Origin of the sequence: Aminobacter sp. J44 (assembly GCF_007829415.1) — a bacterium.
In the GTDB taxonomy this organism is placed as follows: Bacteria; Pseudomonadota; Alphaproteobacteria; order Rhizobiales; family Rhizobiaceae; genus Aerobium.
In genome coordinates this window covers 21487-39667 of sequence record NZ_VLJG01000006.1, presented here as the reverse complement: position 1 = coordinate 39667, position 18181 = coordinate 21487, and the positions used below count along the sequence as shown (strand labels likewise).

Annotated in this window: 20 protein-coding genes; 8 read left to right on the top strand and 12 right to left on the bottom strand. The window is 63.7% G+C overall.

Annotation, left to right across the window (positions count from 1 at the left end; translation table 11 throughout):
• Positions 1–82: 82 nt before the first annotated feature.
• The 6 genes from L610_RS03350 to L610_RS20125 all read right to left on the bottom strand — a co-directional run bounded on the left by L610_RS03350 (position 83) and on the right by L610_RS20125 (position 5382).
• A complete protein-coding gene (locus tag L610_RS03350) occupies positions 83–1072 on the bottom strand; it encodes an endonuclease/exonuclease/phosphatase family protein (protein WP_144702465.1) in 990 nt (329 codons plus the stop codon).
• Positions 1073–1086: 14 nt separating this feature from the next.
• Positions 1087–2589, bottom strand: coding sequence for an AMP nucleosidase (locus L610_RS03345; RefSeq protein WP_144702462.1), 1503 nt, complete (start codon positions 2587–2589; stop codon positions 1087–1089).
• A 107-nt stretch (positions 2590–2696) separates the two neighbouring features.
• Positions 2697–3179 (bottom strand): Kazal-type serine protease inhibitor domain-containing protein, encoded by a 483-nt coding sequence (locus tag L610_RS03340; protein ID WP_144702459.1) that lies wholly within the window; start codon positions 3177–3179, stop codon positions 2697–2699.
• Between the two features lie 81 nt (positions 3180–3260).
• Complete coding sequence (locus L610_RS03335) at positions 3261–4493, bottom strand: lytic murein transglycosylase (protein WP_144702456.1); 1233 nt, start codon at positions 4491–4493, stop codon at positions 3261–3263.
• Between the two features lie 27 nt (positions 4494–4520).
• Positions 4521–5126 carry a recombination mediator RecR gene (gene recR / locus L610_RS03330; RefSeq protein WP_144702453.1) on the bottom strand — a complete coding sequence of 202 codons (606 nt, stop codon included), beginning with the start codon at positions 5124–5126 and terminating at the stop codon, positions 4521–4523.
• A gap of 88 nt (positions 5127–5214) precedes the next feature.
• On the bottom strand, positions 5215–5382 hold the full coding sequence (locus L610_RS20125; protein ID WP_186441300.1) for a hypothetical protein: 168 nt from the start codon (positions 5380–5382) through the stop codon (positions 5215–5217).
• A gap of 169 nt (positions 5383–5551) precedes the next feature.
• On the opposite strand from L610_RS20125, the gene L610_RS03325 reads away from it, so the two are divergent.
• Positions 5552–6253 (top strand): glutathione S-transferase family protein, encoded by a 702-nt coding sequence (locus L610_RS03325; RefSeq protein WP_024848069.1) that lies wholly within the window; start codon positions 5552–5554, stop codon positions 6251–6253.
• Positions 6254–6298: 45 nt separating this feature from the next.
• On the opposite strand, the gene L610_RS03320 is transcribed toward L610_RS03325, so the two are convergent.
• Positions 6299–6640 carry a DUF2147 domain-containing protein gene (locus L610_RS03320; protein ID WP_024848068.1) on the bottom strand — a complete coding sequence of 114 codons (342 nt, stop codon included), beginning with the start codon at positions 6638–6640 and terminating at the stop codon, positions 6299–6301.
• A 436-nt stretch (positions 6641–7076) separates the two neighbouring features.
• Here L610_RS03320 and L610_RS03315 point away from each other — a divergent pair, with 436 nt between their 5' ends.
• Positions 7077–7334, top strand: a complete 258-nt coding sequence (locus L610_RS03315) for a sel1 repeat family protein (protein WP_024848067.1) — start codon at positions 7077–7079, stop codon at positions 7332–7334.
• Positions 7335–7461: 127 nt separating this feature from the next.
• On the opposite strand, the gene L610_RS03310 is transcribed toward L610_RS03315, so the two are convergent.
• Positions 7462–9399 (bottom strand): acetyl/propionyl/methylcrotonyl-CoA carboxylase subunit alpha, encoded by a 1938-nt coding sequence (locus L610_RS03310; protein ID WP_144702450.1) that lies wholly within the window; start codon positions 9397–9399, stop codon positions 7462–7464.
• A gap of 121 nt (positions 9400–9520) precedes the next feature.
• Between L610_RS03310 and L610_RS03305 the strand changes: the two genes are divergently transcribed.
• Positions 9521–10123: a DUF922 domain-containing Zn-dependent protease gene (locus tag L610_RS03305; RefSeq protein ID WP_024848066.1), complete on the top strand. Its 603-nt coding sequence runs from the start codon at positions 9521–9523 to the stop codon at positions 10121–10123.
• Between the two features lie 215 nt (positions 10124–10338).
• The gene (gene catB, locus L610_RS03300; protein WP_024848065.1) at positions 10339–10974 is read left to right on the top strand and encodes a type B chloramphenicol O-acetyltransferase; all 636 of its coding nucleotides are present in this window, start codon (positions 10339–10341) and stop codon (positions 10972–10974) included.
• 19 nt (positions 10975–10993) lie between these two features.
• Here the strand turns inward: catB and L610_RS03295 are convergent, their stop codons facing one another.
• Complete coding sequence (locus L610_RS03295) at positions 10994–12196, bottom strand: NAD(P)/FAD-dependent oxidoreductase (RefSeq protein ID WP_144702606.1); 1203 nt, start codon at positions 12194–12196, stop codon at positions 10994–10996.
• 349 nt (positions 12197–12545) lie between these two features.
• On the opposite strand from L610_RS03295, the gene minC reads away from it, so the two are divergent.
• The 4 genes from minC to L610_RS03275 are packed head-to-tail and all read left to right on the top strand — an operon-like array spanning position 12546 to position 14671.
• A complete protein-coding gene (minC, locus tag L610_RS03290; RefSeq protein ID WP_024848063.1) occupies positions 12546–13313 on the top strand; it encodes a septum site-determining protein MinC in 768 nt (255 codons plus the stop codon).
• 31 nt (positions 13314–13344) lie between these two features.
• A complete protein-coding gene (minD, locus tag L610_RS03285; RefSeq protein ID WP_024848062.1) occupies positions 13345–14163 on the top strand; it encodes a septum site-determining protein MinD in 819 nt (272 codons plus the stop codon).
• Positions 14160–14429, top strand: a complete 270-nt coding sequence (gene minE, locus L610_RS03280) for a cell division topological specificity factor MinE (protein WP_024848061.1) — start codon at positions 14160–14162, stop codon at positions 14427–14429. Before minD ends, minE begins: the two co-directional genes overlap by 4 nt.
• Before the next feature lie 47 nt (positions 14430–14476).
• Entirely contained in the window at positions 14477–14671 is a 195-nt protein-coding gene (locus L610_RS03275; RefSeq protein WP_024848060.1) for a hypothetical protein, read from the top strand.
• 60 nt (positions 14672–14731) lie between these two features.
• Here L610_RS03275 and L610_RS03270 read toward each other — a convergent pair whose 3' ends face one another.
• Genes L610_RS03270 through L610_RS03260 form a run of 3 tightly spaced genes read right to left on the bottom strand, consistent with a single transcriptional unit; the run spans position 14732 to position 18170 of the window.
• Positions 14732–16339 (bottom strand): carboxyl transferase domain-containing protein, encoded by a 1608-nt coding sequence (locus tag L610_RS03270; RefSeq protein WP_144702447.1) that lies wholly within the window; start codon positions 16337–16339, stop codon positions 14732–14734.
• 57 nt (positions 16340–16396) lie between these two features.
• A complete protein-coding gene (locus L610_RS03265) occupies positions 16397–17560 on the bottom strand; it encodes an isovaleryl-CoA dehydrogenase (RefSeq protein ID WP_144702444.1) in 1164 nt (387 codons plus the stop codon).
• 4 nt (positions 17561–17564) lie between these two features.
• The gene (locus L610_RS03260) at positions 17565–18170 is read right to left on the bottom strand and encodes a TetR/AcrR family transcriptional regulator (protein ID WP_024848057.1); all 606 of its coding nucleotides are present in this window, start codon (positions 18168–18170) and stop codon (positions 17565–17567) included.
• Positions 18171–18181 lie beyond the last annotated feature (11 nt).

Here is an 18181-nt window from a genome sequence, read left to right as displayed (position 1 = left end):
GGGACTAAGGGATTAAGTGACGCTTGCGGCAATGCCGCGCCGGGCCACCCTTACTCCCTTACTCCCTTACTCCCTTACTCCCTTACTCCCCTACCGCCGCCTGTCTCACCTCGGCCGGCTTCTCTTCCGGCAGCAGGGTGAACTCGAACAGCACCGGCAAATGGTCGGAGTTGCCACCTTCAATGGTCTGGAGCTTCACCGGCACGACCGCACCCTTCACCATGACATGGTCGATGGGCAAGCCGATTGTCCGGCGCAGCCAGTCGGGAGCGATCCGGTGCAGATAGGTGGAGCCGAGCCCGCGCAGGATGCGTGCGCCGGCGGCATCGGCCAGCGAGCGGGCAGAGTAGCTCCACGGCGCTGAATTGAGGTCGCCGGCGAGAATCGCTGTTGGTCCGACCTCGCGCATCAGTGGCAGGACGCGCGGCATCTGCTTCTGCTGGTGGAACGGCCACGGCCATCCGAGATGCACCGCGATCATGTCGACTGCCTGTCCGCCAAAGTCGTAACGGAGGTGGGCGACGTCGCCCCTTGCTCCACATTGGGGATGGAAGCCCGTCACGAAGGGCCGGCGCGAAAGGATCGCGGTGCCGCCGAGGTCGTCTGGCTTCGGGCAGATCAGCGTGTAGGGGTACATGCCCTCCAGCAGCCTGGCCTTTTCGTGCCAGCGCGCGGAGACCTCGTTCAGCATCACGACGTCAGGCCGCACCTCGCCAATCAGCGACAGCACGGCATCCTGCCGCTCGTTGCGGTAATAGACGTTGAGATGCAGCACCTTGTAGACGGGCCCGGCAACCGCGCTGCTCGCATGCGCGGGTGTCGCGCCCGCGCCCTCCCACAGCGTCGTTCCGAGCGTCAGACCGCCCAGCAGCACCGCGAACAGCGCCTCGATCCGCAGCCTGACCAGCAGGAGGACGGGAACAAGGATCAACAGCAATACCGCCAAGTGCACGCGGAAATGCGAGAAGGAGTCGAGGGCAGGATGCAGCCGCCCGAGATAGCCGAAGCTGAGGGCAGCCGCGATGCCCGTTAGGGCGGCGAGCACGATGAGCCGGAAAACGGTCGATTTCATAAGGTGAGCGCGCTCTACAGGAAGGCGGTTTCAGCAAAACTGCGCAGCTTGCGGGAGTGAAGCCGCTCGGACGGCATTTGCCCCAGCTTCTCCAGTGCACGCAAGCCGATTGTCAGGTGCTGCGCCACCTGCCGCTTGTAGAACTCCGTCGCCATGCCCGGCAGCTTCAATTCGCCATGCAGCGGCTTGTCGGAGACGCACAGCAGCGTTCCGTAGGGCACGCGGAAGCGGAAGCCGTTGGCGGCGATGGTGGCCGACTCCATGTCGAGCGCGATGGCCCGCGACTGCGAAAGCCGCTGCACCGGTCCGCGCTGGTCGCGCAGCTCCCAGTTGCGGTTGTCGATGGTGGCGACGGTGCCGGTGCGCATGATGCGCTTGAGGTCGTAGCCCGACAGGCCGGTCACCTCCGCGACGGCCTCCTCGAGTGCGACCTGGACTTCCGCAAGCGCTGGGATAGGCACCCAGACCGGCAGGTCATCGTCGAGCACGTGGTCTTCGCGGACATAGGCATGTGCCAGCACATAGTCGCCCAGCGCCTGGCTGGTGCGCAGGCCCGCGCAGTGGCCGAGCATCAGCCAGACATGCGGCCGCAGCACCGCGATGTGGTCGGTGATCGTCTTGGCGTTGGACGGGCCGACGCCGATGTTGACCATGGTGATGCCGTTGTTGCCCGGCTTCTTGAGGTGATAGGCCGGCATCTGCGGCATGCGGATCGGCGTCGTGCCTTCGTCCGGATGCCCGGAGCCTGCGAGCGTGACGATGTTGCCCGGCTCGACAAAGGCTTCATAGCCACCGCCGCCCTCAGCCATCAGCTTGCGCGCAACAGCGCAGAACTCGTCAATGTAGAACTGATAGTTCGTGAATAGCACGAAATTCTGGAAATGCTCGGGGCTCGTCGCCGTATAATGAGTGAGTCGGTGCAGCGAATAGTCGATGCGTTGGGCAGTGAAGGCCGCGAGCGGCATCGGCTCCCCGGGGGCGGGCTCATAGGTGCCGTTTGAAATGTGGTCATCAGTGGTGTTGAGGTCCGGCACGTCGAACAGGKCGCGCAGCGGCCGCCGCAGCACTTCGGCGACGCTGCTGTCGACATAGGTGCCTTCGAGAAAGGCGAAGTGCAGCGGGATCGGCGTGTCGGAGTCGCCGACGGTGATCGGCACTCCGTGGTTGCGGATCAGCAGCCCAAGCTGTTCGGTGAGATAGTTTTCGAAGAGGTCGGGCCGGGTAATGGTGGTGGCGTACTCGCCGGGACCAGTCACATGGCCGTAGGCGAGGCGCGAGTCGATCTGGGCGTAGGAAGAAGTCGTCAGCCGGACTTCCGGATAAAACGCGCGGAACCGCTGGTGCTGGTCGCCGCCGGTCGCCAGCGACTGGAAGGAGTCGCGCAGGAAGGCAGTGCTGCGCTGATAGAGCTGCTTGAGCGCGCGCACCGCCTCGGCCGCGTCAGTAAAGCTCTGACGCGGAAACGGCTCCGGCGTCGAGATGACAGGGATCGGATCGTTATAGGTTCGCTTTTCCATGGCCCATTATAGGGCGATCAGGCGCGATTTCGAGTAGGGCAGCAAGGGCAACCCTTCTGCCCTCCAGGGTACCGTGGCGCGGCATGTTTCCCGCGCCACGTGAGCCGTTACATGCGCGTTGGGCGCCCGCACTCGCCATTGTGGACGATCTGGAAGCCCTCGCTCTCGGCCGAGCATGCGTTTCCGAAGGTACGTGTCTGGCTGCCGCGTCGTGCGCAGACCGGGCGGTACTCCATCGTGCAGGCGCGCTGCTCCGGCGGACGGTTCCAGTTGCCGCCGGGGCCGGAAGGCGGACGGTTCCAGTCGCTGCCAGGACCGGATGCCGGCGGCCCTGAGCGGCACTCGCCGTCGCCAAGAATGCTGAAGCCCTCCGCGCGCGCCATGCACGCATTGCCGAATGTGCGGCGCTGGCCGCCGCGCTGTGCGCAGACCGGCATGTACTCGCGAGTGCAGGCGATCGGTGGCGGCGTCGGTCGGGGCGGTGGCGGGCGATAGCCCGGACCCTCGTCGACCACGACGGTACACGCAGCGAGGATGGTGCCGCTCACGGCCACTCCTGCCGCAATCTTCGCAATTGAAAACAGGTTCATCCGTTCCTCCTCGTGAACCGTCTGCGATCCTTCCTCATCAATCGATCATCGAAGCGAGGCGAAAATGCAACCGGGGGTGTGCTATTTCGTCAGTGCGGAGACGATCGCCTTGTCCGGGAAACAGGTGGCAGGCATGCCGGCTTTGGCCTGCCATTCGCCGATCGAGCGGCGGGTGCGGAAACCCGGCAGGCCGTCCGCGGAGCCCACATCGTAGCCGAGCTTTTCCAATGTCCGCTGCATTGCCGCGATGTCGGAGCGGTAGAGCCCGCCGACCTTGCCCCATTCGGCTGCAAACCGCTTGTCGCCATAGGCAATCCGGTCAGCGGCGTGGGCAACGAACAGCGCGTAGTTGTCGGAGAAGTTGTATTCCTTCAGCACGTAGAAATTCGGCGTGACGATGAAGGCCGGGCCAGAGCGGCCCGCCGGCATAAGCAGAAAACCTTCCTGCCGCGCCTCGTGCTCGGGGAAGGGGCGGCCGTTGACGCGGGTAATTCCCATCGCCGCCCAGTCGGCGATCTTTCTGCCGCGGTCGGGGCCTTCGAGAGAGCAGGAGACATTTGCCGGCACGGTGACCTCAAAGCCCCAGTCGCGACCCTTCACCCAGCCCTTCTTCGTGAGGTAGTTGGCGATCGATGCCAGCGTGTCTGCCGCCGAGCCCCAAATGTCGGCGCGCCCGTCACCGTCGCCATCGACGGCATATTGCAGGTACGAGCTCGGCATGAACTGCGGCTGCCCTAGCGCGCCGGCCCAGGACGATTTCATGGCCGAGATCGGCGCCTGCCGCTTTTCGATCATTTCAAGGGCCGCCAGCAGCTCGTTTCGGAACATCTCCTTGCGCGTGGCCAGGAATGCCTTGGTGCCCAAAACTTCGAAGGCGTTGTAGGGGATCTTGGCACTGCCGAAGCCGGACTCGCGGCCCCAGATTGCCAGCAGCACGCCGCGTGGAATGCCGTATCGCTGTTCGATCCTGTCGAGCGCGGATTTCAGCTGCCCGGCGCGTGCACGGCCACCGGATGTGACGGCCGAGATCGTCTTCTCGGCAAAGTAGGCGCCCGGCGAGCCGAACTCGGCCTGGTGCTGCTGCTTCGGCGTCTCCGGCTTCTGGCCCGGCAGCACGAGGTCGGGCAGCTTCAAGTTAGGCTTCACGCCGCTGAAGGCGGCGTTGAAAGTTTCGGGTGAGATGCCGCGCGCCTTTGCCTGCGGCCACAGCTCGTTCTTCAGCCAGCCCTGGAACTGCGCATTGATATCCTTCGCAGTGGCGGGAGCTGAGAGGCCGATCAGGCAGGAAAGGATGAGGGCGAAACGTGTCTTCATGGTTCGTCCTCCGCAGAGGGTGGGTGTTTAGAACACCGTACGTGATTTGAGCGCGGCTGTAAGTGTGCCTTCGTCGAGGTAGTCGAGTTCGCCGCCGACCGGCACGCCATGCGCGAGCCGCGTGACCTTCACGTCCAGCCCCGCTAGCTGGTCGGTGATGTAGTGCGCGGTTGTCTGTCCCTCGACCGTCGCGTTGACGGCGAGGATCACCTCGGAGATGCCACCTTCGGCGACACGCGAGACCAGCGAGGCGATGTTCAGGTCCTCCGGCCGCACGCCGTCGAGCGGCGAGAGCGTGCCACCGAGAACGTGGTAGCGCACGTTGAGCGCTGATGCGCGCTCCAACGCCCACAGGTCCGACACGTCATCGACGACGATCAGCGTTGCCGGGTCGCGCCGTGGATCGGTGCAGATCGTGCAGGGATCGCTGGTATCGACATTGCCACAGCAGGAGCAGACCCGCACCTTGGCAACGGCCTCGCCCATCGCCTGCGCCAGCGGCGACATCAGCTGGTCCTTCTTCTTGATGAGATGGAGTGCTGCGCGGCGCGCGGAACGCGGCCCGAGCCCCGGCACCTTGGCCAGGAGCTGGATCAGGCGTTCGATTTCAGGACCGGCGATTCTTTTCGACATGCGATGCGTTTAGCGGGGAATACGGCTGATGGATAGCGCCAGCATGCGATGGTGAGCCCCGATCCTGACAGGATTATGGGCTCTGCGCCTAGCGCGCGAAGGGAATGGCGCAACTGATCGGGTTGGTGATGTCGCAGGCGGTCATCGTGCCACGCTGAACCGTTCCGAGGCGGCTCTTTTCGGCGACCAGCACCGACAGACCCATGCCGAACAGCATGATCATCAGGCACACGATGGTGAAGCGGCGAGCGAGCATTGGGGCGTCTCCTTCTTTATGGCGAGAAGGTGCCCGATCGTGGCTGAACCGACCCTGATTTCTCCGTTCATCTGCGGTTCAATGATCTTAACAGAACCCTAAATCCTATTCGTTGGCAGTTGCTGCCGGCATGTGCTTTGTTCCGGGCCACCACATTTGGAGGAATTTGATGACGACCCAGACCGTGCCAATTCAGGTTCACTACTGGCCGACTCCCAACGGCTGGAAGATCACCATCATGCTCGAGGAGCTCGGCGTTCCCTACGAGGTGCAGTACGTCAACATCGGCAAGGGTGAGCAGTTCGAACCGGAGTTCCTGAAGATCTCGCCGAACAACCGCATGCCCGCAATCGTTGATCCGGAGGGGCCCGGCGGCGAGCCGATCTCGATCTTCGAGTCGGGCGCGATCCTGCAGTATCTCGGCCGCAAGTTCGGCCGCTTCTATCCGTCGGACGAGCGCCAGCGTGTCGATGTGGACCAGTGGCTGTTCTGGCAGGTCGGCGGCCTCGGACCAATGGCCGGACAGGCGCACCACTTCCGCCAGTATGCGCCCGAGCAGGTGCCGTATGCGATCAAGCGCTACACCGACGAGTGCAACCGCCTCTATGGCGTCATGAACCGGCGCCTTGCCGACCGCGAATTCCTCGCCGGCGAGTACTCGATTGCGGACATGGCCTGCGTCGGCTGGATACGGCCATACAAGAACCAGGGGCAGGATATCGAGGAGTTCCCGAACCTGAAGCGCTGGTTCGAGACGATGTCGGCGCGCCCCGCCGTCGAGCGCGGGTGGTCGGTCGGGCAGGAGCACCGCCGCAACATCGCCGACGACAAGGAAGCCCAGAAGGTCCTGTTCGGCCAGCGCGCGCGCTGAAGATGAAGAGGGCAGGCGGCAGCAAGAGCCGCCTGCCGCCATTGCCTACTGGCGCTTCCAGTTCTGCGTCTTGCAGAAGATCGCCGCCACGCAGCCCTGCATGGCGAGCGAATTCCCCTTGAGAGTGGCGTTGCCCGAATAGGTCTTGTCGGTTGCGGGATCGGTGATCTCGCCCTTGTACTTGCCGTTGCCTGCTGGGTTCATCTGGCCGATGCGCTTGCCATTGTGAGCACCGCTCCTGACGGTGATGACGAAGCCGCCGCCGGACGGGGCGATCTCTGCGATCGCGCCGCTGTCCGTCTTCCACTTGCCGACAATTCCGTCGGCGTAAGCAGACCCCGTCAGCATCAGGGCAGTCATTGCAGCAAGGGCAGTCGTGCGCAGCATGTATCCTCCTCCTGGCCCCGACAGGTAAACAGATTCGGCGGCCTTTTAACTTACGCGAACGTAAGCGTAATTGAACTCGCGCGGGAGCGGAAGAGGGCAAGAGCGGGGATGTGCGGCATTCTCGGGAGGCTTCCGGCGCTGCGATTTCCTGAGAAGAACCCCGACTTTCCTCGCAGACACCGTTTCGCGTGGTTAGCAAAGGCTTTCCGGCGACAAGTAAGATTTTCCGCGCAGTTTAATCTAAATCCGCGGAATACCGGCACTTCTATCCTTAACGAATTCCAGGGTTTACCTCTTGTTTTGATTTCATTTTCCCGCCGTTAAGCAACCCGTTTAACGGCGGATTCAAGGCTCCACGGCATCCTCGAAGCATCAAAGACAACGGCGGGACACGCCGGAAAATCTGGCTCTCAGAGTTACACAGGGGACTTGAAAAATGGCTCGTTTCGAAGTGCTTGAAGCAGGTATCGGCTCCTCCGCGCAGGCGGACGTTCTGTTCGAACTCGGCATGATGTACGCCACCGGCCGCGACTGCGACGTCGATCTCGTCGCCGCCCACAAGTGGCTCAACATCGCCGCGATCAAGGGATCGGACCGCGCGGCTACCATGCGTGCCGAACTCGCCCTGACCATGTCGAAGATGGACATCGCCCGTGCGCTGCGCGAGGCCCGCGAGTGGATGACCGTCCACTGATTGCGCCGCGCATGGACGCTCCCTTTGTACTGGCAAAGTCGGACGCGCGCGCCGCATCCGGAGGATCGACGAGAACAGCAAGGCCGTAACCGGCAGGAAGCGCCGGTGCGGCCTTTCCGTTACCTGCCTACTGCTCGCGGAAGCGCACCAGCACCGTACCTTCGGTGACCTGCGTGCCCTGAGCCGCGATCGTCTCGATGACGCCGTCATGCGGCGCCGAGATCGTGTGCTCCATTTTCATCGCTTCCAGCATCAGCAGGGCTTGGCCCTTGCTCACTGCGTCACCCTCTGACGCGCGAACAATCTTCACAAGCCCCGGCATCGGCGCGCGCAGGGCATCGCCTCCGGCTGCCTGTGCCTCGGCAAGCTCGAATGGGTCCGGCACGGCGAAGGTGTGGCTGGCGGTTCCCGAAAACACGGTGACGTGCCCCGGCCAGCGGATCGCCTCGCCGTTCTTCTCCTGCAGTGCGAGCGTCGTCGCCAGCGAGCCGACGCGGATGCGCGCGGTGCCGTTGCGGTTGACTGCAAGGTGCGCCGATACTTCCTCCTCGCCGAAGGCGAGCTTCACCTGCTTCTCCAGCGGATGAAAATGCGTGTAGCCGGCCAGCGCCCGCCACGGGTCCTGAGCCGACGGATCGACCGAGACCTCGCCTGCCGCAAGCGCCGCGGCGGCAACGTCGCGGAAGGTCGGCATCTCGGTCTGCGTCAGTTCCGACTGCTTGCGCTCGATCATGCCGGTGTCGACCTCGCCGGCGGCAAAATCGGGGTCACTCGCAAGCGCAGCGAGGAAAGCCGTGTTGACGACCGAACCTGCAATCCGCGTTTTCGTCAGCCCGTCGTAGAGGCAGTTGAGCGCGGTTGCGCGGTCGGCGCCATGGCAGACGAGCTTGGCGATCATCGGATCGTAGTAGGGCGAGATCGCATCACCCTGCCGCACGCCTGTTTCGACACGCACGCCACCGCCCTGCGGGAATTCCAGATGATGCAGCGTACCGATCGCCGGCAGGAAGCTTTTTGCCGCGTCCTCCGCATAGAGCCGCGCCTCGAAAGCATGGCCGTTGAGGGGGATCTGCTCCTGGCGCAGCGGCAGCGGCTGGCCGGCGGCGACCCGGAACTGCCATTCGACCAGGTCGATGCCGGTGATCATCTCTGTCACCGGATGCTCGACCTGCAATCGGGTGTTCATTTCCATGAACCAGAACCGGTCAGGCCGCAGCCCCTCCGAGGCATCGACGATGAACTCGATCGTGCCGGCGCCGGTGTAGTGGATCGTCTTCGCGGCCGTGACCGCCGCTTCGGTCATCGCCGCCCGCATTTCTGCGGTCATGCCGGGGGCAGGGGCTTCCTCGATCACCTTCTGGTGGCGGCGCTGCGCCGAGCAGTCACGCTCGTAGAGGTGGACGACATTGCCGTGCATGTCGCCGAACACCTGCACCTCGATGTGGCGCGGCTTCGAGATGTATTTTTCGACCAGCACCCGCTCGTCGCCGAAGGCAGCCTTCGCCTCGCGCTTGGCTGCCGCCAGCGCCTCGTGAAAATCGTCCGGGTCGTCGACGCGTCGCATGCCCTTGCCGCCGCCGCCCGCGCGCGCCTTGATGAGGACCGGGTAGCCGATTTCCCGCGCTTTGGTTGCGAGCACGACAAGTTCCTGCGCCTCGCCATGATAGCCGGGCACCACCGGCACGCCCGCGCGCTCCATTAGCCGCTTTGCCGCGTCCTTGAGGCCCATGGCGCGGATCGCCTTGGCGGAAGGGCCAATGAAGACGAGCCCGGCGGTCTCCACCATTTCGACGAAGTCTGGGTTTTCCGAAAGGAAGCCGTAGCCCGGATGAATCGCTTGAGCGCCGGTCGAAAGTGCCGCCTCGATGATCCTTTCGGCAACGAGATAGCTTTCGCCGACCGAGGAGGGGCCGATATGCACCGCCTCGTCGGCCATTTCGAGATGCAGAGCTCGCGTATCGGCGTCGGAGTAAACGGCGACGGTAGCGATGCCCATCCTTCGCGCGGTGCGGATGATCCGGCAGGCGATTTCACCGCGGTTGGCGATCAGGACCTTGTCGAACATCGGCTTCTCCCTTTTCTCCAGGTCGCAGAGTAGGGAAGGCTTATCGCCTCGTCCAGCATCGCCGGTTCTTGTGTTTGCGGAAACATCCGGGGCATCTTGGCGGCGATTTTCCGGAGGCCAGATGCTTCGTTTCTTCCGTCCCTTTATCTTCGCCGCCTGCGCGCTCGCGCCGACTTTGGCCATCGCTGCCGACTGGAAGCCGCAGGAACGCGTCGAGCACTACCGCGTCAGCGGCGGCTCGGGCATCGAGCTCTATCGGTCGATCGGCGCGAACGGCCCGCGGGTCGGGCCAGGGAACGTCATCGCCTACACGGATTTCAAGCTGCTCTGGTCGCGCGACTACCGCCCCCAGCCGGACGGCTCCTGCAAGCTGGTCTCGGCGCGGCCCAGCCTCACCATCACCTACCGACTGCCGAAGGCGTCAGGAAACATGCCGGCGGCGACGAAGCGGCTGTGGGAGCGCTTCATTTCGGGAGTCACCGCGCACGAGAAGGTGCACGGCGACATCATTGTCGACATGGTGAAGGAGATTGAAAAGGTCTCGGTCGGTCTCAGCGCGCCGAACGACCCCGACTGCAAGAAGGTGCGCGCCGCGCTGCAGAGCCAGCTGGGCCCGATCTCCGAGCGCCAGCGCGCCCGCAGTCGCGACTTCGACCGCGTCGAGATGAGCGATGGCGGGAATGTGCACCGGCTGGTTCTCGAACTCGTCAATGGCGACCGGTAACCCGAGCAAATCCCGGCTTGCGACGCAGCGCTCCTCGCTCTACAATTTTTCGCATGAAGGCGACGCACTGTACCACCTGCAGCTAGTTCCGGCACCGCGTGCCAGGAACTCACGACCGGCAAGGCTCCGGCCGTTGCCGCTCACCTTCAATTACCCCAAAATCTTAGGACCGACCGCAGGCAGCTGCCTGCCGCAGGTCCGTGCAGGTGGACAACATGACCAACTTTTTCGAGAGCCCGTTCAAGGGCATTCCGCTTGACCGTCAGGTCTCTAACCCGCGCATCAGTGTGGGACGCTACAGCTACTATTCCGGCTACTATCACCGCCACAGCTTCGAGGATTGCGCCCGCTATCTTCTGCCCGACGAGGATGGCGACCGGCTGGTGATTGGCTCGTTCTGCTCAATTGGATCGGGCGCAGCCTTCATCATGGCCGGCAACCAGGGGCACCGCAGCGAGTGGATCAGCACGTTCCCGTTCGCATTTGTGCCGGATGCGCTGGAGTTCGAAGGCGCCGCCAACGGCTATCTCCCCGCCGGGGATACGGTCGTCGGCAACGACGTCTGGATCGGCTCGGAGGCGATCATCATGCCGGGCGTGCAGGTTGGGCACGGTGCGATCATCGGTACGCGGGCGCTGGTGACCCGCGACGTCGAGCCTTACGCGATTGTCGGAGGTAATCCGGCGCGGGTGATCCGCAAGCGCTTCAGCGATGAGGAGATCGAAAAGCTGCTGGAAATCTGCTGGTGGGACTGGCCGGAGGAGGTGCTGAGCCGGGCGATGTCGCTGATGACCTCCAGTGACATCGACGGCCTCTACCGCTTCTGGAAGGCGGAAATAGCCGGCGTCTGACGCGCGAAGGTAGGTGCGGTCACGCCGCGCGTTCGGCGATCGCCGTGCCTGCCGCCCAGCCTGACGACCAGGCCCACTGGAAGTTATAGCCACCCAGCCAGCCGGTCACGTCGACCACCTCGCCGATGAAGTACAGGCCGGGTACGTCCCTGGCCTCCATGGTGCGCGAGTTGAGGCCGGACGTATCGACGCCACCTAGCGTCACTTCCGCGGTCCGGTAGCCTTCGGAGCCGATCGGGAAAATCTCCCAGCCCTGGATCAGCTGGCCAATCTCGGTCAGTTTCTTGTCGCTGGTTTCGCCCAATGGTCCTGACCAGCCATTCGTCTGCGCGAAGTAAGCGGCAAGCCGTTTCGGGAGAAGGTCGCCGAGCGCCGTCGCGATCTGCTGGCGCGGGTTCTGCCGCTTCGCCGCGACAAGCTCAGCCGCAACGTTTATCTCGGGGAGAAGACAGACGCGGATCGGCTGCTTTTCCCGCCMGTAGGATGAGATCTGCAGGATCGCGGGTCCTGAAAGACCGCGATGGGTGAAAAGGAGCGCTTCCTCGAACGAGGTTTTGCCGCATGAGATTCGCGCGCTGGTGGCGACGCCTGCCATCTCGCGAAAGTGCACCAGCATATCTTCGCCGAAGGTGAGGGGAACGAGAGCCGCCCGCGTCTCCGTGACCTCAAGGCCGAACTGGCTGGCGATCTGGTAGCCGAGGCCAGTCGCGCCCATCTTGGGGATCGATTTGCCGCCGCTGGCGACGACGAAATTCCTGCAGCTGATCCGCGCCGCGCCGTCGCCGCCGAGGCTGACGGAAAATCCGCTTTCGGTTTTCGTCACGCTCTCGAGCGTCGTGCGCAGCCGTAGTTCGACGCCGTTCTGCGCCATTTCCGCGGTCAGCATGTCGATGATGTCCCTGGCGGAGTTGTCGCAGAAGAGCTGACCGAGTGTCTTTTCGTGCCAGGCGATGCGGTGCTTCTCGACCATGGCGATGAAGTCATGCTGCGTGAAGCGGCCGAGCGCCGACTTGGCGAAATGCGGGTTGCCGGAGAGAAAATTCTTCGCGCTGGCCCCGAGATTGGTGAAATTGCAGCGGCCACCCCCGGAGATGCGAATCTTTTCGCCCGGAGCCTTGGCGTGATCGATGATGAGGACGCGCCCGCCCTTAGCTGCCGCGTGAATCGCACACATCATACCGGCCGCGCCGGCGCCCAGGATGACAGTGTCGAAGCTCTGGATGTGCATCATTTCCTGCCGGTTGCTGGGCTTTCGGGGGCAACTTCAACGCGCGGGCGATGCCGCAGCAAGGTAGGGGGCAATAGCAGCAAGCTGCCAAAGCCGGAAGACCTGTTGCCGAACGGGCTTCTACGACGCAAGCCTCGGGCAATGGCGGTGCGGTAACATTTCGTTTCAATCGGCCGGTGTTAGCCAAGTGGCTGAAAAGAAAGCGAAAAGATGCGTTGTTCTCGTTTGATTGCAGCTCTGGAAACGGGCGGTTTGGGGCTCCGAGCGGTACCTTCCTAAAGCCTTAATTAACCTTTTGTTAACCATTCCCTCGATACACCGAAGAAACCGAAAATTTACCAAGATGAACGACGTGTTAACTCAACCCAGGCCCATACGCCTCAAGGGGCGGTCCTTCCTTGCCCTTGCGCTGACCCCGGATCTTCCCATCGAAGACTGGTTGGTCAGGCTGGATGATCTGGCGGCTCGCTCGGCAGGCTTCTTCCTGCGCCGCCCCGTCGTTCTCGATCTGACGAACCTTGCCATCGACCGCGAGCAGCTGCGCGAACTGGTGAACCAGCTCAATGCGCGCAATGTGCGCGTGATGGGCATTGAGGGTGCGCGTCCGTCGATTTTAGGTCCCGACCTTCCGCCGGCGATGACCGACGGGCGTCCGGCCGGCGACATCGAGACGCCGGTAGCGTCCGAAGCGGCGCCGAAGGCGAAGGAAGAGAAGGCCGCGGTTGAGGCCGTCGAGGAAGAGCACGAGGTCGTTCCCGTCGAGCTTCCGTCGGTCAAGGTCTCGCCTTCGCTGATGGTTTCGGAGCCGGTCCGTTCCGGCCAGTCGATTTTCTACCCCGATGGGGATGTCACCATCGTCGGCTCCGTCGCCTCGGGCGCGGAGATCATCGCGGGTGGCTCCATCCACGTCTATGGCACGCTGCGCGGGCGCGCGCTCGCCGGCACCATGGGTAACTCCACCGCGCGCATCTTCTGCCGCAAACTGGAGGCAGAGCTCATCGCCATCGACGGTTACTACAAGACAGCCGAGGACCTGGAACAGGATCTGCATGGGCAGGCCGTGCAGATCTGGCTCGAAGGCGAAACCATCAGGACGGGCACACTTGGCTGAGCAGCAGGCAGCCCAACAACAGGAGAGTTCAATGGGCAAGGTAATCGTAGTCACATCGGGCAAAGGCGGCGTCGGCAAGACGACGTCGTCGGCTGCGCTCGGAGCTGCTCTTGCGCAGGGCGGCGAAAAGGTCGTCGTGGTGGACTTTGACGTCGGCCTTCGCAACCTCGACCTCGTCATGGGTGCCGAGCGTCGCGTCGTCTACGATATCGTCAACGTCATCCAGGGCGATGCAAAGCTCACCCAGGCGCTAATCCGCGACAAGCGCCTCGAAACCCTCTACCTGCTGCCTGCCTCCCAGACCCGCGACAAGGATCACCTCACGCCCGAAGGTGTCGAGAAGGTCATCGCCGCCCTCAAGAAGAGCTTCGACTGGGTCATCTGCGACAGCCCGGCAGGCATAGAGCGCGGCGCGACCCTGGCCATGCGCCATGCGGACGTTGCGATCGTCGTCACCAACCCGGAAGTCTCCTCGGTTCGCGACTCCGATCGCATCATCGGCCTGCTGGACTCCAAGACCCTTAAGGCCGAGGCCGGCGAGCGGATGGAAAAGCACCTGCTGCTGACCCGCTACGATCCGGCCCGCGCCGCGCGCGGCGACATGCTCAAGGTCGACGACGTCCTCGAGATCCTGTCGATCCCGCTCCTCGGCATCATCCCGGAGAGCATGGACGTTCTGCGCGCCTCGAACGTCGGCGCGCCGGTCACGATCGCAGACGGCTCCAGCGCGCCGTCGCGTGCGTATTTCGACGCTGCCCGCCGACTGAAGGGCGAGGAGCTCGAGGTCACCGTTCCGGGCAATGAAAAGCGGGGCTTCTTCGGCAAGATCTTCGGAAGGAAAGCGGCATGAACCTGTTCCGCATATTCTCCCGTCCACCCTCATCCGCACCGGCCGCCCGCGAAAGGTTGCAGGTCCTCCTCGCACATGAACGGGCAGTCGTCGGCGGCGATTCCGATCTGGTCGCGAAGCTGCGCGACGAGATCCTCCGCGTGATCCAGAAGCACATGAAGATCGACCAGGAAAAGGTCAGTGTGACGATGGAGCGCGGCGACCAGATGTCGACCCTCGCGGTCGATATCGAAATTCCGTTCAAGCCAGGCAAGAAGGCCGCCTGAGCCGACGGAAGTCCCCGTAACGCCTGCAGTCAAGGAAAGGGATTGCCATGACCCGACTCGCACTTCTCGAGAGGCTGAAGGAAGTCCAGCAGCTACCCCGTTACCAGGGCCGCGACATCACCACGATCAGCGCGGTTCTCTCGAACCAGGCGCTCCTGCGTCATGTGGAACAGTGCGAGGAAGCGGCTGGCATCTCACCGCGCACGGACGCTTTATCCGAGCAGGCGCACGGTAACGCCTGATATCCGATCCCTGGACGGGCGCTCTTCGCAAGAGGGGCGCCCGTTTTGATTCGGACTCAATTACATCCGGAATACGCCGAATTTCGTCTCGCCGATCGGCGCGTTGAGTGCTGCCGACAGGCTGAGCGCCAGCACGTCGCGGGTGCGCGCCGGGTCGATGATGCCGTCGTCCCACAGCCGTGCGGACGAATAGAGCGGATGTCCCTCGCGCTCGTATTTTTCCAGGATCGGCGCGCGGAACGCCGCTTCCTCTTCGGCTGACCATGAGTCGCCGCGCCGCTCAATCCCTTCGCGCTTGACCAGTGCCAGCACGGTCGCCGCCTGTTCGCCGCCCATCACCGAAATGCGCGCGTTGGGCCACATCCACAGGAAGCGGGGCGAATAGGCCCTGCCGCACATGCCGTAATTGCCTGCGCCGAACGAGCCACCAATGATGACGGTGAGCTTCGGCACCTGTGCGGTCGCCACCGTCGTCACCAGCTTGGCGCCGTCCTTGGCGATGCCTCCGGCCTCGTATTTGCGCCCGACCATGAAGCCGGTGATGTTCTGCAGGAAGATCAGCGGGATCTTGCGCTGGCAGCACAGCTCGATGAAATGCGCGCCCTTAAGCGCGCTTTCCGAGAAAAGCACGCCATTGTTGCCGATGATGCCGACGGGCATGCCGTAGAGGTGCGCAAAGCCGGTGACGAGCGTCGTGCCGTAGTACTGCTTGAACTCGTCGAACTCCGAGCCATCGACCAGCCGCGCGATCACTTCGCGGACATCGTATGGCTTGCGCAGGTCCGACGGGACGACGCCGTAGATTTCTTCCGGGTCGTATAGCGGCGGTCGCGGCGTGGTCAGTTTCAGGCTTATGTTCTTGCCGCGGTTGAGGTTCTTCACGATCTGCCGGACGATCGCCAGCGCATGGCGGTCATCAACCGCGTAGTGGTCGGCAACGCCGGATTCGCGGGTATGCAGGTCCGCGCCGCCCAGTTCCTCCGCCGTAACTTCCTCGCCAGTCGCCGCCTTCACCAGCGGCGGGCCGCCAAGGAAGATCGTCGCCTGGTTCTTCACCATGATGGTTTCGTCGGACATGGCCGGGACATAGGCCCCTCCCGCCGTGCATGAGCCCATTACGCAGGCGATCTGCGGGATGCCTGCCGCCGACATGTTGGCCTGGTTATAGAAGATGCGCCCAAAATGCTCGCGGTCAGGGAACACCTCGTCCTGATTGGGCAGGTTCGCGCCGCCCGAGTCGACCAGGTAGATGCAGGGCAAGTTGTTCTGCATCGCGATTTCCTGCGCGCGCAGGTGCTTCTTCACTGTGACCGGGTAGTAGGTGCCGCCCTTTACCGTCGCGTCGTTGATGACGATCATGCATTCGGCGCCCTCGACGCGGCCTATGCCCGCGATCATGCCGGCCGAGGAAATATGCTCGCCATACATGCCCCACGCTGCGAACTGGCCGATCTCGAGGAAGGGCGACCCGGTGTCGATGAGCTGCGCCAGCCGCTCGCGGGGCAAGAGCTTGCCGCGCGACATGTGTCGTTCGCGCGCCTCATCCGGCCCGCCTCGCTCAACGACGGCGGCCTTGTCGGCGATGTCGGCAACCAGCGCCTTCATCGCTTCCGCATTGGCCTTGAACGCATTGGAGGAGGTGGACAGCTGCGAGTGTAGTGTCGGCATCGTATCCTCTTGGAGTCGCCGCTGAGTGTGGCCGCTAAAGGCGGGAAGGGGAAGGGGTCAAACCGCTTCCGACATGATCTCCCGCCCGATCAGCCAACGCCGGATCTCGCTCGTGCCCGCGCCGATCTCGTAGAGCTTGGCATCGCGCAGCAGGCGGCCGGTCGGATACTCGTTGATGTAGCCGTTGCCACCCAGCAGCTGGATCGCGTCGAGCGCGATCTGCGTCGCCTTTTCAGCCGCATAGAGGATGCAGCCGGCGGCATCCTTGCGCGTCGTCTCCCTGCGGTCGCAGGCGGCCGCCACCGCGTAGACATATGCACGGCACGCATTCATCGTCGTGTACATGTCGGCGAGCTTGCCCTGCACCAGCTGGAAGGCGCCGATTGGCTGGCCGAACTGCTGCCGTTCCTGGACGTACGGGACGGCCACGTCCATTGCCGCCGCCATGATGCCGAGCGGCCCACCGGACAGCACGACGCGCTCATAGTCGAGGCCTGACATCAGCACCTTCACGCCGCGGCCTTCCTCGTGCAGCACGTTTTCGAACGGCACCTCGACGTCCTCGAAAACGAGCTCGCCGGTGTTCGAGCCGCGCATGCCAAGCTTGTCGAGTTTCTGCGCAACCGAAAAGCCCGGCATCGTCTTCTCGATGATGAAGGCGGTGATGCCTCGCGAATTCTTCTCCGGGTCGGTCTTGGCATAGACGACCAGTGTGCTCGCCTCCGGGCCGTTGGTGATCCACATCTTGGTGCCGTTCAGCACGTAGCGGTCGTTCTTCTTCTCCGCGCGCAGCCGCATCGACACGACGTCCGAGCCCGAGCCGGGTTCGGACATGGCAAGGGCGCCGACCGCTTCGCCGGTGCAGAGCGGCGGCAGATATTTTTCCTTCTGCGCCACCGTGCCCCAGCGGTTGATCTGGTTGACGCAGAGGTTCGAGTGCGCGCCGTAGGAGAGGCCAACCGAAGCTGACGCCCGCGAGATCTCCTCCATCGCCACGACATGGGCGAGATAGCCCATGCCAGTGCCGCCATAGTGCGGATCGGCGGTAATGCCGAGCAGGCCGAGCTCCCCCATCTCCCTCCAGAGCGGCGCCGGAAAGTCGTTGCCGGCATCAATTGCGTCAGCCTGCGGCGCGATCCGGTCCTGCGCGAAGCGGCGTACCGTCTCGCGAAGCGCATCGATTTCTTCGCCCAGGCCGAAATTCATGACGTGGTCATACATCGGCTTACTCCCTAGCTTCCCGTGCTCCGACGAGGCGCATGGTCATTCGGTGGTAGGTAGTCGTGACTTCATTCACGGAAAGGCGCTCGTCCGGCCTGAACCAGACGATCACACCGGTGATCATCTGGATGATCGCCATGGCGGTCAGAGTGACGTCGTCGACGGTGAACGATCCGTCGGCCGCGCCCTCGCGCAGGATCTGCCGCAACTCCTTTTCGTAGGTGTTGCGCATCTTGAGGATCGCGCTGAGGCGCTGCGGCGACAGAGAGCGCAGCTCCATGTTGTTGACGTGGGTGGAGTGGCGGCGCTCGACATGGAAGTGGATGTGGTTGCGCACGAACGCGGTCAGGCGTTCCGGCGCGGATGCGCCCGTTGGCGCCGCCTCTGCCCAGCTGGCGAGCAGCTGCTCCATGTGCTCGCGCATCAGCGCAAACAGCAGGTCTTCCTTGGTCGGGAAATAGCGGTAGAGCGAGGCAGCCTGCACGCCGACTTCGGCCGCGAGCTGGCGCATCGACATGGCCTCGTAGCCGTGCCGCGCGATCAGGCGAGCCGCCGCCTCCCGGATCAAGGCTTCCGTGCGCTCACCGTCCGAGCCAGCTGTTCGTGCCATTCTGTCCTCCT